The sequence below is a fragment of the Aquilutibacter rugosus genome (assembly GCF_036541335.1).
Taxonomy (GTDB): domain Bacteria; phylum Pseudomonadota; class Gammaproteobacteria; order Xanthomonadales; family Xanthomonadaceae; genus Aquilutibacter; species Aquilutibacter rugosus.
The window spans coordinates 513776-526371 of sequence record NZ_JAZHBO010000002.1; the positions used below are offsets into that span (position 1 = coordinate 513776).

A 12596-nucleotide genomic window follows, 5' to 3' on the forward strand; every position below is an offset into this window, starting at 1 on the left:
ATTATACCCATGAGCACCGCGCAGCACTCCCGACTCGTTATTCTCGGTTCCGGCCCGGCGGGTTGGACCGCAGCCGTTTATGCCGCACGCGCAAACTTGCGCCCTACCGTGATCACCGGAATGGAAATGGGCGGCCAGCTGATGACCACCACCGATGTGGACAACTGGCCGGGCGATGTCGAGGGCTTGCAAGGCCCTGATCTGATGACGCGCATGCAGGCGCATGCGGAACGCTTCGACACGCAAGTGGTGATCGATCATATCCACGAGGCGGATTTGCGCTCCAAGCCAATCCGTCTCAAGGGCGATGCCGGAGAATACACCTGCGACGCGCTGATTATCGCTACCGGTGCTTCGGCCAAGTACCTGGAACTGCCTTCGGAACAGGCGTTTAAGGGCCGCGGCGTCTCCGCCTGCGCAACTTGCGATGGCTTTTTCTACCGCGGCAAGCCCGTTGCCGTGATCGGTGGCGGCAATACCGCCGTCGAAGAGGCTCTCTACCTGTCCAATATTGCTTCCAAGGTCATCGTCGTGCATCGCCGCGACAAGTTCCGTTCCGAGAAAATCCTGATCGATAAGCTCATGCGCAAAGTCGAGGAAGGCAAGGTCGAAATCATCTGGAATCACGTGGTCGACGAGGTCCTGGGTGACGAGGCCGGCGTCAATCGCCTGCGCCTCAAGGCGTTCGATAGCGATACCACCCGTGAAATCGAGGTCGATGGCATGTTCGTTGCGATCGGTCACTCGCCCAACACGTCCTTGTTCGAAGGCCAGCTGGAAATGAAGAACGGCTATCTCAAGATCCGTTCCGGTCTCGATGGCGGCGCCACGGAAACCTCGATTCCCGGCGTGTTTGCTGCCGGTGACGTGGCCGATCAGGTCTATCGCCAAGCCATTACCTCGGCCGGTTTCGGCTGCATGGCCGCGCTGGACGCCGAAAAGTATCTCGACGCCGAATAAGCCCCGATTCGCTGACGCCACCTCGTGTTGGCCATGCCGTTCCTGATTACAGACATCACGGACACTCCGCCGGTGGGCTCCTTCCCTCCGGCGGACTCGGCGAATGACGAGTTTGGCGGCCTGGTAGCCATTGGCGGCGATTGGCACCCCGAGCGCATTCTCGATGCGTATCGCAGCGGAATTTTTCCCTGGCCGATGCGCGATATGCCGCTTGGCTGGTTCTGCCCGACTGAGCGCATGGTGTTCCGCACCGAGTCGCAGCCCTTAGGAAGGCGCTTTCGCAAATCATTGCAAGCGAGTGACTGGACCGTCACGGCGGACACTCATTTCAGCGAGGTGTTGCGCCATTGCGCGGAGATCGACCGCCCCGGGCAGGACGGCACCTGGATTGAGCCCGAGATGTGTACCTCATATGAAGTGCTGCATACGCAGGGTCACACCCATTCTCTAGAGGTTCACGACGCGCAGGGCCTGCTCATCGGCGGCCTGTTCGGTGTGTTCTCCAATGGTATGTTTTGCGGTGACAGCATGTTCAGCGCGCAGCCGGGGGCCTCCCGTGTGGCCTTCGCCCATTTGCTGCGCTTTTTGCACGAGCAGCAGGTTTCCTGGGTCGATGGCCAGGTTCCCAACGACTATCTGCTCAGTCTTGGCGGCATTCCGATGGCTCGGTCGGATTTCCTGGAGCTGCGCACAGCGGCCGCTACCGAGCATCCTCTGAACGGGCGGAACTGGTCCAAACTCTTTGCTACCCGCACCGCGCAGGCGCTCTGTTCAGCTTAGTGGCGTCCAATAGTGCAGTTTGTGCGATAATATTGGCCGCTCGGACATTTCGTCCGATATCAACGGAATTACATAAGAATATATGGCCAAAGACGACGTGATTGAATTTGAGGGCACCGTGGCGGAAACCCTTCCGAACACGATGTTCCGCGTGACTCTGGAAAACGGTCACGAGATCATCGCGCACATTTCCGGCCGGATGCGTAAGAATTACATCCGCATCCTTACCGGTGACAAGGTGAAAGTCGAAATGACGCCCTACGATCTGTCCAAAGGACGGATTACCTACCGGATGAAATAACTCCGACCGGAGTTACATACCCGAAAAAAAAGGCAGCCGCTTGGCTGCCTTTTTTATGTTTATGCGCCGGACACGGCCTTAGGTTCAGTGCACGGTCTCGGCAACCGAGACCTTTGGCAGCGACTCGCCGGCACTGACGCGCACGTCCAGATTGCCGTCGCGCAGATCCACCTCGACGGAACCGCCCTGCTCCAGTTGTCCGAACAGCAACTCGTCGGCCAGCGGACGCTTGATCTTGTCCTGGATAACGCGCGTCATCGGCCGCGCACCCATCAGCGGATCGAAGCCATTCTGCGCCAACCACTCACGCGCAGCCGGCGTCACCGTCAGCGACACGTGCTTGTCCTGCAGCTGCGCCTCGAGCTCGAACAGGAACTTGTCGACTACTGACAGGATGTGCTGCATGCCCAGCGCCTGGAACTGCACCACGGCATCCAGGCGGTTGCGGAATTCCGGCGAGAAGGACTTGCGCAACACTTCCATCGCATCGGTGCTGTGGTCCTGATGGGTAAAGCCGATCGAACGACGCGCAGCCTGAGCTGCACCGGCGTTGGTGGTCATGACGACGATCACGTTCTTGAAATTGGCTTCGCGCCCGTTGGTGTCCGTCAGGACACCGCGATCCATCACCTGCAGCAGCACGTTGAAGATGTCCGGATGGGCCTTCTCGATCTCATCGAGCAGCAGCACGCAATGCGGCGTCTTGGTGATCTTTTCCGTCAGCAAACCACCCTGATCAAATCCGACATAACCCGGCGGCGCACCGATCAGACGCGATACCGAATGCGGTTCCATGTACTCGGACATATCAAAGCGCACCAGCTCGATACCCAACTGCAGTGCCAGCTGGCGGGTCACCTCGGTCTTGCCGACACCCGTGGGACCCGCAAACAGGAACGATCCGATCGGCTTGTCCGGATTACCAAGACCGCTGCGTGAAAGGCGAATAGCCGAGGTCAGCGAGGAAATCGCCTCGTCCTGACCGAAGATCACCATCTTGAGGTTGCGTTCCAGATTACGCAGCACATCCTTGTCGTTGGTATTGACCTGCTTGGCCGGAATCCGCGCCATCTTGGCAATGATGGTCTCGATTTCCTCAGCGTCAATGATCGGCTTGCGTTGCGACTCCGGCAGGACACGTTGCCGCGCACCGGCCTCATCGAGCACATCAATGGCCTTATCCGGCAGCAGACGATCGGTAATGTGCTTGACGCTCAGATCCACAGCCGAGGTGATGGCCTCATCGGTATACGTGACGCTGTGGTGCGCCTCATACTTGGATTTCAGCCCTTGCAGGATTTCAATGGATTCGGCAATGGTCGGCTCCACTACATCAATCTTCTGGAAGCGTCGTGCCAGCGCCCGATCCTTTTCGAAGATACCGCGATACTCCTGGAACGTGGTCGAACCGATGCAGCGCAGCTCACCCGACGACAACGCGGGCTTGATCAGATTGCCGACATCCATCGTACCGCCTGCGGCCGAACCCGCACCAATGATGGTGTGGATTTCGTCGATGAACAGAATGGCATGCGGAATTTCACGCAATTTGCGCAGCACGGCCTTCAGACGCTTCTCGAAATCACCGCGGAACTTGGTACCGGCAATCAATGCCCCAAGATCCAGCGCATAGATCGTGGCCTCGGACAGGACCTCGGGCACTTCGCCATCGACGATGCGCTTGGCCAGGCCTTCTGCAATGGCCGTCTTACCGACGCCGGCCTCGCCCACCAGCAGCGGGTTGTTCTTGCGTCGGCGGCACAGGATCTGGATGGTGCGTTCAATTTCTTCGGCACGACCGACTAGCGGATCAATCTTGCCTGCAGCCGCTGCCGCATTGAGGTTGTTCGTATACGCCTTGAGCGGATCCTTAGAGTCCGCGTCACCCGAGGTCTGACTCGAGGCCGGATCGTCGCCACTCTCGGACATTTCATCGCCATCGGACTCCGCATCGGACTCGCGACCGATACCATGTGCGATGTAGTTGACCAGCGACAGGCGATCGATCCCCTGCTGCTGCAGATAGTAGACCGCCAAAGAATCTTTCTCGCCGAAAATGGCGACTAACACGTCTGCGCCGTTCGCCTCGGACTTGCCGGAACTTTGCAGATGATAGACCGCACGCTGCAGCACGCGCTGAAAACCCAGAGTCGGTTGTGTTTCGCGGGTACTGTCGTCGGGCAGCAAGCCGACCGCCGTTTCCAGTGCGGAATCCAGGTTTGCGCGCAAGGGGCTCATGTCCGCACCCAGGGCATGCAGCGCAGCGGCCGCCGACGGATTATCGAGCAGCGCGAGCATCAGGTGCTCGATGGTCATGTATTCATGACGCTCGGAAATCGCGCGCTGGTAGGCTTGATTGATGGAGAGTTCGAGATCGCGGTCAAACATGGGGAGTCCCCTTGGCAAAGCATCTGACTACCAATGTGGGGCCAGCCCGCAGGCAATGCAATCCCCGACAGATGCCGTTACACCGACGTTTAGTTCCGCTCCGGCGAACCGGAATGAGTCGAACTCAGGCTTGTTCCATCGTGCACATCAGCGGATGCTGATTGGCGCGGGCGTATTCATTGACCGTGGCCACCTTGGCCTCGGCAATTTCGCGGGTGAACAGGCCACAGACGCCGCGTCCACGGGTATGGACATGCAGCATCACCTGTGTGGCCCGCTCGGCATCCATATTGAAAAACTGGCGCAATACCTCGACCACAAAATCCATTGGCGTGTAGTCATCGTTCAGTAGCAGCACGGTGTAGAGCGGCGGACGCGCCAGGCCCGGCCGGTCAGTAACGACCGCCGTGTCGTGCGAATGATCGGGGCTAGAAGGAATCGGCATCGGCAATAGTATATTCGACCCGCCGCGCCCGACTCGTTAAGGCCCGTTCCTGCGTTTACAATGGAGCTTTCCCGCCTCACCGGAGTGCGCATTGACCTACCGAGATGGCCGATTCTGGCAACCTGACGTGACCGTGGCGACCATTGTCGAGCGCGACGGGCGCTTTCTGCTGGTCGAGGAAACATCGCAAGGCCGTCTGGTGCTCAATCAGCCGGCAGGTCACCTGGAGCCCAATGAATCGCTGCTGCAGGCGGCAGTGCGCGAAACACTCGAGGAAAGCGCCTGGACTGTGGAACTCACCGGCTTCTTAGGCGCATTTCAGTGGCGCGCGCCGGATGCTGCCGAAGGCGGATCCGGTCGCCACTATCTGCGGTTCGCCTTTATCGCAAATGCGCTTCAGCACGAGCCGGAGCGCCCGCTCGATGCCGGCATCGAACGCACCGTGTGGCTCACACGCGAAGAGATCGAAGCATCGCAGGATCGCCTTCGTTCGCCGCTCGTGCTCCATGTACTGCAGCAGTATTGGGATGGCAACCATTTCCCGCTCTCGCTGGTTGGCCAACTCGATCAATGACCATGAGTAACATTGATACCATCGTTGGCTTGTCCGGCGGCGTCGATTCGTCCGTAGCTGCCATCCGCCTGCTTGAACAGGGCGAGCGGATCGCCGGCCTGTTTATGCAGAACTGGGAGGATGACGGCTCCGGCGAGTGTCGCGCCGAGGACGATCGCCGGGACGCGGTGGCCGTCGCTGCCAAGCTCGGAATTCCGATCCACTTTCGCAATTTTGCCGGCGAATACTGGAGCGGCGTATTCGAACATTTTCTTGCCGAATACGCACGCGGTCGTACACCGAATCCCGACATCCTGTGTAACCGCGAGATCAAGTTCAAGCATTTCCTTGATGCGGCGTTAGATCTGGGTGCCTCCCGTATCGCCACCGGTCACTATGCACGCGTCCGTGAGCGCAATGGTCGCTTCGAGCTCCTGCGTGCAGTTGATGACTCGAAAGACCAGAGTTATTTTCTGCATCAGCTCGGTCAGACGGCACTGTCGGCAACGGTGTTTCCGCTCGGTGATCTGCACAAGACGCAAGTGCGTGCAATGGCAACACAGGCCGGACTGGTGACGGCGGATAAAAAAGATTCAACCGGCATCTGCTTTATCGGCGAGCGCGATTTCCGCACCTTTCTCGCGCAATATCTGCCGGTGCGCGAAGGCGAAATGCGTACCCCGGACGGCACTCGCATCGGTACGCATCAAGGCGTGTTTTTCTATACGCTTGGCCAGCGCGAAGGCCTGCATATTGGTGGCGTGCGTGGCTATGCGCAAGCGCCATGGTTTGTGATCGGCAAAGACGTGCCCACGAACACGCTGATAGTGGATCAGTTGCTGACGACGCCCTATCTTGATTCGCATCGCACCCGTACTGAGCTCGCACATTGGATTGCGGGTAAGCCACCGGCGAGCGCATTCCGTTGCCAGGCGCAAACGCGCTACCGCCAACAGCCCGATGCATGCGCCGTCACCGTTCGTGATGACGGCACGCTCGATGTGCGGTTCGATAACCCGCAGCGCGCAGTGACGCCGGGACAGTCTCTGGTCCTTTATGACGGCGAGATTTGCCTAGGTGGCGCCGTGATTGAATCCACCGATGCACAATGGCCGATGCAATGGCCCCATGCACCCCAACCGGAACCCCTGACATGATCTCCCCCGACGACTCCATGCGCGGCCGCGTCATCGCTTTAGCGGCCGTATTTCAAGCCGTCGAACAGGTGCGCCGTCTGGCAGAGAATGGCACCTACGACGAAGCATCCACCCGCCCCATGATTCAATCGGTACTGCGTGTTGATGCGCCCGACGCAATCTCCATTTACGGCAACAGGCACGCCCTGTCCGCGGGTCTTGCGCAGTTGCGCAGCATGCTGACTTCGCGTTGGAGCACAGAAAATCCCATCGGCAAGATGGCCTTCTCCATATTGCAGCTCGAACGCAACCTGGCCAAGAACCCGGCGTTGCTGGACAATCTGCGCAAACGCATCGACTCCGCGCAGATCTTGAGCAATGCACCGATGCACGAGCTGATGGCCGAGCTCGGTAAGGCCTATGCCGACATCATCTCGGGTCAGAAACCCTCAGTCATCGTAACCGGCAATCCGCAGTATCTCGATCGCCGTGAGATCGTGACCGAGATTCGTGCGCTATTGCTGGCGGCGCTGCGCGGTGCCGTGTTGTGGCGCCAAATGGGCGGCAACATGCTCGACTGCCTGATCCGCCGTAAAGCCATGCTGCGGGCGATGGATTCGCTCTGAGATTTTTACGCGTCAGACTTGTCGAAGGCCGCTTTGAGTGCAAGATATGCGGCCGTTTGTGCCTCGGTCACCGGCTGCGGTGCGACCACTTCGAGTTCGACAATCTGATCGCCATCGGCAAACTTGCCGCTGCTCGGTGCCGGCAGACCGCGTCCTTTCAGACGTAGTTTCTTGCCTGCCTCGGAACCCGGCGGCACGGTGATACTGACGGTGCCCCCGAGCGTCGGCACTTGCAGGCGACAACCCAAAGCGGCATCCCATGGTGCAATCTCCTGCACGAACAGCACGTTGCGACCGTCGACCTCGAACTTGGGGTGCGCGGCGTAGTCAATTTCTACCAGCAGGTCGCCCTGCCCTTGGCCCTGACCTTTCAGTCGAATCGACTGACCGACGCCAATGCCCTTAGGAATCCTGAGATCCAGCACTTTTTCGCCAATCTGCACGCGCGTGGTTGCACCTTGGTAGACCTGCTCCAACGTCACCGCCATCTTGACGCGCGAAGGCGGCCTGGGCCCTTGACCGGTACGGGCGCCACTGAAACCACCGCTGCCCGCTCCGCGACGACGACCGAACAGGCCTTCGAACAAATCACTGAAGTCATCACCGCTTCCGGGACCACCGCGGCCGGCAAAGATCTCTTCGAAATCGACGCCACCGAACCCGCCGAAGCCGTCGGCACCACCGGGACCGCCCGGACCGCCAAAGCCGCCGGGATTGACTTCGTCGCCGGGACGATAGCCACGTGATCGTAACTGATCATAGGCGCGCCGCTTGTCGGGATCGCGCAGCGCCTCGTAGGCCTCGTTGATATCCTTGAAGCGCTCCTCGGCATCGGGTTCCTTGCTGACATCCGGATGGTACTTGCGCGCGAGGCGACGGAACGCTGTTTTTAGCTCGGTTTCACCGGCGGTCGGCTCGACACCGAGAATCTGGTAGTAGTCCTTGAATTGCATGGAATTCGATTTGTAATGCGATCAGGGAATAGAATACTCGTTTCCACGTTAAGGAGCGGCAACATGTCCATTCAACCCGGCGATAAGCTTCCCGAGATCGCCCTTCAGGAATTGCAAAATGGCGCTGTGCGTTCCGTTTCCATCGCTGAGGCATTCGGCGGCAAGGATGTGGTGCTGTTCGCGGTACCCGGCGCTTTTACCCCGACTTGTTCCGAGGCGCATCTACCGGGCTTTATTGAGGCCATGCCTGCCTTCCGTGATCTGGGCGTCGAAGTAATCGGCATCTCGGTCAACGACGCCTTTGTTATGGGCGCGTGGGGTCAGCAACAGGGAGCTCCCGAAGACCTGCGCCTGTTGGCTGACGGCAATGGCGAGTTCAGCAAGGCCATCGGCCTGTCACTGGATGCCAGCGCTTACGGCATGGGCCTGCGGAGCAAGCGTTTTGCGTTGTACGCCGAGAACGGTGTGGTCCGCTGGGTCGAAGAAGAAGCACCCGGTGAATTCCGTGTATCCTCGGCCGAACACGTGCTGGAGCGCCTTCGTTCCGAAGGCTAAACCGACAACTTGCGGCGGCTTCGGCTCGCCAAGCGGCAATAAAAAAACCGGCCAACTAAGGCCGGTTTTTTCATGACAACGTTCCGAATTATTCCTCGGCAACCGGTTCGCTTGCCGGCTCGGACTCATCCAGGCTCGCATCGAGTGTTTCGACGGCTTGCAGCGTTTCACCCGGCTGCAGTCGAATCAGCGTGACGCCTTGGGTGTTCCGTCCGACCTGACTGATATCAGCCGCCGGAGTGCGCACCAAGGTGCCGCCATCGGAGATCAGCAGTACATCGTGCTGATCACTCAATTGCACCGCACCCACCAGCGCACCGTTACGGTCCGTGGTCTTTAGGGCGATAACGCCCTGCGTACCGCGCCCCTTGCGTGGGAACTCACTCAGATCGGTGCGCTTACCGAAACCCTTGGCGCTGGCAGTGAGAATGTCGCCCTCGCCCTGTACCACGATCAGACTGCAGACAACCTCACCTGCGGCCAGTTTCATGCCGCGAACGCCACCGGCCGTACGGCCCATCGAGCGCACGGAAGTCTCATCGAAGCGAACCGCCTTGCCGTTGCTGGCAAACAGCATGATGTCGCGTTCGCCATCGGTCAGGGCGACATCGACCAGCGCATCGTCCTCATCCAAGTGGATGGCAATCTTGCCGCGCGAAAGCTGGAAAGCGAAATCTGTTAGTGGTGTCTTCTTGACCGTGCCCTTGCGGGTTGCAAAGAAGACGTAGCGTCCTTCTTCGTATTCGCGAATTGGCACGACGGCCTGGACTTGCTCATCGGCATCGAGCTGAATCCAGTTCACGATCGGACGGCCGAGCGCATTGGGACCGGCCTCGGGCAGTTTATGCACCGGCAGCCAGAACACCTTGCCCTTGCTGGTGAAGGTCATCAGCGTGTCATGGGTATTGACCAGCCACAGCTGCGAAATCGAATCCTCGTCCTTGGTGCTGGCGGCGTTGCGACCGCGACCACCGCGACGCTGCGAGCGATACACGCCCGGCGACTGACGTTTGACGTAACCCGCTTGCGAGAAGGTCACGACCACGTCTTCGGGCGTGATCAGATCCAGAATATCCAGATCTTCCTCGGATTCGCGAATTTCGGAGCGACGGGCATCGCCATATTCGTCACCGACATTAATCAGCTCTTCGCGAATGACGCGCAGCAGCTCGACCGGATCGGTCAGGATCAGAATCAGCTTTTGGATTTCGATCAGGAGCTGACGGTATTCATCGGTCAGCTTGTCCTGTTCCAGACCGGTCAGGCGATGCAGGCGCATCTCCAGAATGGCCTGGGCCTGCTCCGCCGAAAGGCGGTACTGCGAGCCGTCAACCAGACCGAACTCGGCGGCCAAATCATCGGGACGTGATGCCTTGGCATCGTTACCTGCGGCATCGAGCATGGCACTGACCACGCCGGCATCCCAGGTGCGGGCCAACATGCGTTCCTTGGCCTCAGCCGGATTCGCCGACGTCTTGATCAATTCGATCATTTCGTCAATGTTGGCCAGAGCGACCGTCAAGCCTTCGAGAATGTGAGCGCGTTGGCGGGCCTTGCGCAGATCGTGCACGGTGCGACGGGTCACCACCTCACGGCGGTGGCGCAGGAAGATCTGCAGCAACTGCTTGAGGTTGAGCGTCTGCGGGCGTCCATCGACAATGGCAACCATGTTGATGCCGAACGTCGATTCCATTTGCGTCTGCTGATACAGATTGTTCAGCACGACCTCGGCGGATTCGCCTTTCTTGACCTCGATGTAAATGCGCATGCCGTCCTTATCGGACTCATCGCGCAGCTCACTGATGCCCTCGATCTTGCGCTCTTTGACCAGCTCCGCAATGCGCTCAATCAGACGCGCCTTGTTGACCTGATACGGAATCTCGGTAACGGCGATGGCCTCGCGGCCGTTGTCGGCGACCTCAATCTCGGCGCGAGCACGCATGCGTACACGACCGCGACCGGTGCGGTAACCGGCCAGAATGCCTGCCGTACCGTTAATGATGCCGCCGGTTGGGAAATCCGGACCCGGGATGAATTCCATCAGGCTATCAATGGAGAGTTCCGGATCGTCAATCAGCGCCACGCAGGCGTTGATGGTTTCGCGCATATTGTGCGGCGGGATGTTGGTGGCCATACCCACTGCAATGCCGCTGGACCCATTGACCAGCAGGTTCGGGAACCGCGTCGGCATGACCGTGGGTTCCAGTTCCTTTTCATCGTAGTTGGGCTGGAAATCGACAGTTTCCTTGTCGATGTCGGCCATCATCTCGTGCGCGAGGCGCGACATGCGTGCCTCGGTGTAGCGCATGGCGGCCGCGGGGTCGCCGTCGACCGAACCGAAGTTACCTTGACCATCAACCAGCATGTAGCGCAGCGAGAACGGCTGCGCCATCCGGACGACCGTGTCATACACCGCGGTATCACCGTGCGGATGGTATTTACCGATCACGTCACCGACGATACGCGCCGATTTGTAGTACGGCTTATTGGAATGGGCGCCCAGCTCATGCATGGCATACAGGGCGCGGCGGTGCACGGGCTTTAGACCGTCTCGAGCATCCGGGAGCGCGCGTCCGATGATCACGCTCATGGCGTAATCGAGATAGCTGCGACGCATCTCGTCTTCGAGGTTAATGGGGATGATTTCCCGTGCGGTTTCGGTCATTGAAATCCCGTTATTTCCAGGCTCTGTACGAACCTGAAATTATAGCAGACCAAGCCCTTAAACGCCCTCTTTTTATCTGCCCCAACTCGAAGAAAATCCCTTATTTTTTCGGGGAAACGGCGATTTCAGACATCCTGCGGGAACAGTTCGCGCATGGTCGCGACGGAGGGGGCATGAACAACCCCTTTTTCAGTCACAATGGCCGTGATCAGCTCGGCCGGCGTGACATCAAAAACAGGGTTCCAGGCGGCCACGCCCTCAGCCGCTGTGCGTACCGAGCCGACGGACAGCAATTCGGTCGGCAGACGTTCCTCGATCTCGATTGCGTCCCCGTTCGGCGTGTTCATGTCTACCGTAGAGGCCGGTGCCACCACCATGAAGCCGATGCCGTGATGCTTTGCCGCAATGGCCAGGGAATACGTGCCGATCTTGTTGGCGGTATCGCCATTGGCACAGATGCGGTCCGCACCCGCGACCACCCAGTCCACCCCACCCGTCTTCATGAGGTGAGCGGCTGCGGAGTCGGCGATGAGAGTCGGGTTCAGACCATCCTGCGCAAGCTCCCACACGGTAAGACGCGCGCCCTGCAACCAGGGCCGGGTCTCGCCGGCATAGACCTTATCAATGCGGCCCATCGCGCAACCGGCGCGGATTACGCCCAGGGCTGTACCAAAACCGGCTGTCGCCAGAGAGCCCGTATTGCAGTGCGTAAGTACGCGGGTGCCCGGCTGCATCATTTGAGCGCCGAGTACGCCCATGCGGCGATTGGCGAGAAGATCGTCTTTGGCGATCCGATCGGCCATGGCAACAAGCTGTTCACGCCAGTCGGCGCCCGCACCATGCAACGTATCCCCCATGCGGTTCAGTGCCCATGCCAGATTGACCGCGGTGGGGCGCGCATCATGCAGGCGCTGCATGGCCGGCTCCAAGGCCTTTAACGCTGAGTCGCCATTAGCGGCCTCGACAGCATTAGCGGCCAACACCACTCCATAGGCGGCCGAGATCCCGATTGCCGGGGCGCCACGAACTACAAGCTCAGTAATGGCATGTGCGACCGCATCGGAATCGGTGCAGACTACCTGCTCCTCCCGGAACGGCAATACACGCTGATCCAGCAAATGCAACGCCTGGCCATCCCAACGGATGGGGCGGACGCGATCGTAGAGTTCAAAATCAATGGCGGTCTGGTTATCCATGACCACCATTGTATCAAGCCCTCATCGGGGCATTCGAG

The 12596-nt window shown here is 59.5% G+C and carries 12 protein-coding genes; 7 read left to right on the forward strand and 5 right to left on the reverse strand.

Annotation, left to right across the window (positions count from 1 at the left end):
- Positions 1-9: 9 nt before the first annotated feature.
- The 3 genes from trxB (at position 10) to infA (ending at position 2041) form a co-directional block, all read left to right on the forward strand.
- The gene (trxB, locus tag V3390_RS07635) at positions 10-960 is read left to right on the forward strand and encodes a thioredoxin-disulfide reductase (protein ID WP_331688718.1); all 951 of its coding nucleotides are present in this window, start codon (positions 10-12) and stop codon (positions 958-960) included.
- A gap of 33 nt (positions 961-993) precedes the next feature.
- Positions 994-1740 (forward strand): leucyl/phenylalanyl-tRNA--protein transferase, encoded by a 747-nt coding sequence (locus V3390_RS07640; RefSeq protein ID WP_331688719.1) that lies wholly within the window; start codon positions 994-996, stop codon positions 1738-1740.
- Positions 1741-1822: 82 nt separating this feature from the next.
- Positions 1823-2041 (forward strand): translation initiation factor IF-1, encoded by a 219-nt coding sequence (gene infA, locus V3390_RS07645; RefSeq protein ID WP_143925189.1) that lies wholly within the window; start codon positions 1823-1825, stop codon positions 2039-2041.
- Positions 2042-2125: 84 nt separating this feature from the next.
- On the opposite strand, the gene clpA is transcribed toward infA, so the two are convergent.
- Both clpA and clpS read right to left on the reverse strand, forming a co-directional pair.
- Positions 2126-4429 carry an ATP-dependent Clp protease ATP-binding subunit ClpA gene (gene clpA, locus V3390_RS07650; protein ID WP_331704005.1) on the reverse strand — a complete coding sequence of 768 codons (2304 nt, stop codon included), beginning with the start codon at positions 4427-4429 and terminating at the stop codon, positions 2126-2128.
- A gap of 124 nt (positions 4430-4553) precedes the next feature.
- Complete coding sequence (gene clpS / locus V3390_RS07655; RefSeq protein WP_331688721.1) at positions 4554-4874, reverse strand: ATP-dependent Clp protease adapter ClpS; 321 nt, start codon at positions 4872-4874, stop codon at positions 4554-4556.
- Positions 4875-4965: 91 nt separating this feature from the next.
- Here clpS and V3390_RS07660 point away from each other — a divergent pair, with 91 nt between their 5' ends.
- From V3390_RS07660 to V3390_RS07670, 3 genes are read left to right on the forward strand one after another with little or no spacing between them, the layout of a single operon-like run.
- Positions 4966-5448 (forward strand): NUDIX hydrolase, encoded by a 483-nt coding sequence (locus V3390_RS07660; protein ID WP_331688722.1) that lies wholly within the window; start codon positions 4966-4968, stop codon positions 5446-5448.
- Positions 5449-5450: 2 nt separating this feature from the next.
- Positions 5451-6584 (forward strand): tRNA 2-thiouridine(34) synthase MnmA, encoded by a 1134-nt coding sequence (gene mnmA / locus V3390_RS07665; RefSeq protein WP_331704006.1) that lies wholly within the window; start codon positions 5451-5453, stop codon positions 6582-6584.
- Positions 6581-7189, forward strand: coding sequence for a DUF489 family protein (locus tag V3390_RS07670; RefSeq protein ID WP_331688724.1), 609 nt, complete (start codon positions 6581-6583; stop codon positions 7187-7189). The genes mnmA and V3390_RS07670 overlap by 4 nt, the downstream gene beginning before the upstream one ends.
- A 5-nt stretch (positions 7190-7194) precedes the next feature.
- Here V3390_RS07670 and V3390_RS07675 read toward each other — a convergent pair whose 3' ends face one another.
- A complete protein-coding gene (locus V3390_RS07675) occupies positions 7195-8142 on the reverse strand; it encodes a DnaJ C-terminal domain-containing protein (RefSeq protein WP_331688725.1) in 948 nt (315 codons plus the stop codon).
- Positions 8143-8205: 63 nt separating this feature from the next.
- Between V3390_RS07675 and V3390_RS07680 the strand changes: the two genes are divergently transcribed.
- Positions 8206-8697: a peroxiredoxin gene (locus V3390_RS07680; RefSeq protein ID WP_331704007.1), complete on the forward strand. Its 492-nt coding sequence runs from the start codon at positions 8206-8208 to the stop codon at positions 8695-8697.
- An 88-nt stretch (positions 8698-8785) separates the two neighbouring features.
- Here V3390_RS07680 and gyrA read toward each other — a convergent pair whose 3' ends face one another.
- Together gyrA and mtnA are read right to left on the reverse strand one after the other, a co-directional pair.
- Positions 8786-11362: a DNA gyrase subunit A gene (gene gyrA, locus V3390_RS07685; protein ID WP_331704008.1), complete on the reverse strand. Its 2577-nt coding sequence runs from the start codon at positions 11360-11362 to the stop codon at positions 8786-8788.
- Between the two features lie 125 nt (positions 11363-11487).
- A complete protein-coding gene (gene mtnA / locus V3390_RS07690; protein WP_331704009.1) occupies positions 11488-12558 on the reverse strand; it encodes an S-methyl-5-thioribose-1-phosphate isomerase in 1071 nt (356 codons plus the stop codon).
- Positions 12559-12596 lie beyond the last annotated feature (38 nt).

Excerpts from the sequence above, each read along its gene's own strand:
- gyrA (WP_331704008.1), bottom strand. The coding sequence starts at position 11,362 with ATGACCGAAACCGCACGGGAAATCATCCCCATTAACCTCGAAGACGAG.
- V3390_RS07675 (WP_331688725.1), bottom strand. The coding sequence starts at position 8,142 with ATGCAATTCAAGGACTACTACCAGATTCTCGGTGTCGAGCCGACCGCC.
- trxB (WP_331688718.1), top strand. The coding sequence starts at position 10 with ATGAGCACCGCGCAGCACTCCCGACTCGTTATTCTCGGTTCCGGCCCG.
- clpS (WP_331688721.1), bottom strand. The coding sequence starts at position 4,874 with ATGCCGATTCCTTCTAGCCCCGATCATTCGCACGACACGGCGGTCGTT.
- mnmA (WP_331704006.1), top strand. The coding sequence starts at position 5,451 with ATGAGTAACATTGATACCATCGTTGGCTTGTCCGGCGGCGTCGATTCG.
- V3390_RS07640 (WP_331688719.1), top strand. The coding sequence starts at position 994 with ATGCCGTTCCTGATTACAGACATCACGGACACTCCGCCGGTGGGCTCC.
- V3390_RS07670 (WP_331688724.1), top strand. The coding sequence starts at position 6,581 with ATGATCTCCCCCGACGACTCCATGCGCGGCCGCGTCATCGCTTTAGCG.
- V3390_RS07680 (WP_331704007.1), top strand. The coding sequence starts at position 8,206 with ATGTCCATTCAACCCGGCGATAAGCTTCCCGAGATCGCCCTTCAGGAA.
- mtnA (WP_331704009.1), bottom strand. The coding sequence starts at position 12,558 with ATGGATAACCAGACCGCCATTGATTTTGAACTCTACGATCGCGTCCGC.
- infA (WP_143925189.1), top strand. The coding sequence starts at position 1,823 with ATGGCCAAAGACGACGTGATTGAATTTGAGGGCACCGTGGCGGAAACC.
- clpA (WP_331704005.1), bottom strand. The coding sequence starts at position 4,429 with ATGTTTGACCGCGATCTCGAACTCTCCATCAATCAAGCCTACCAGCGC.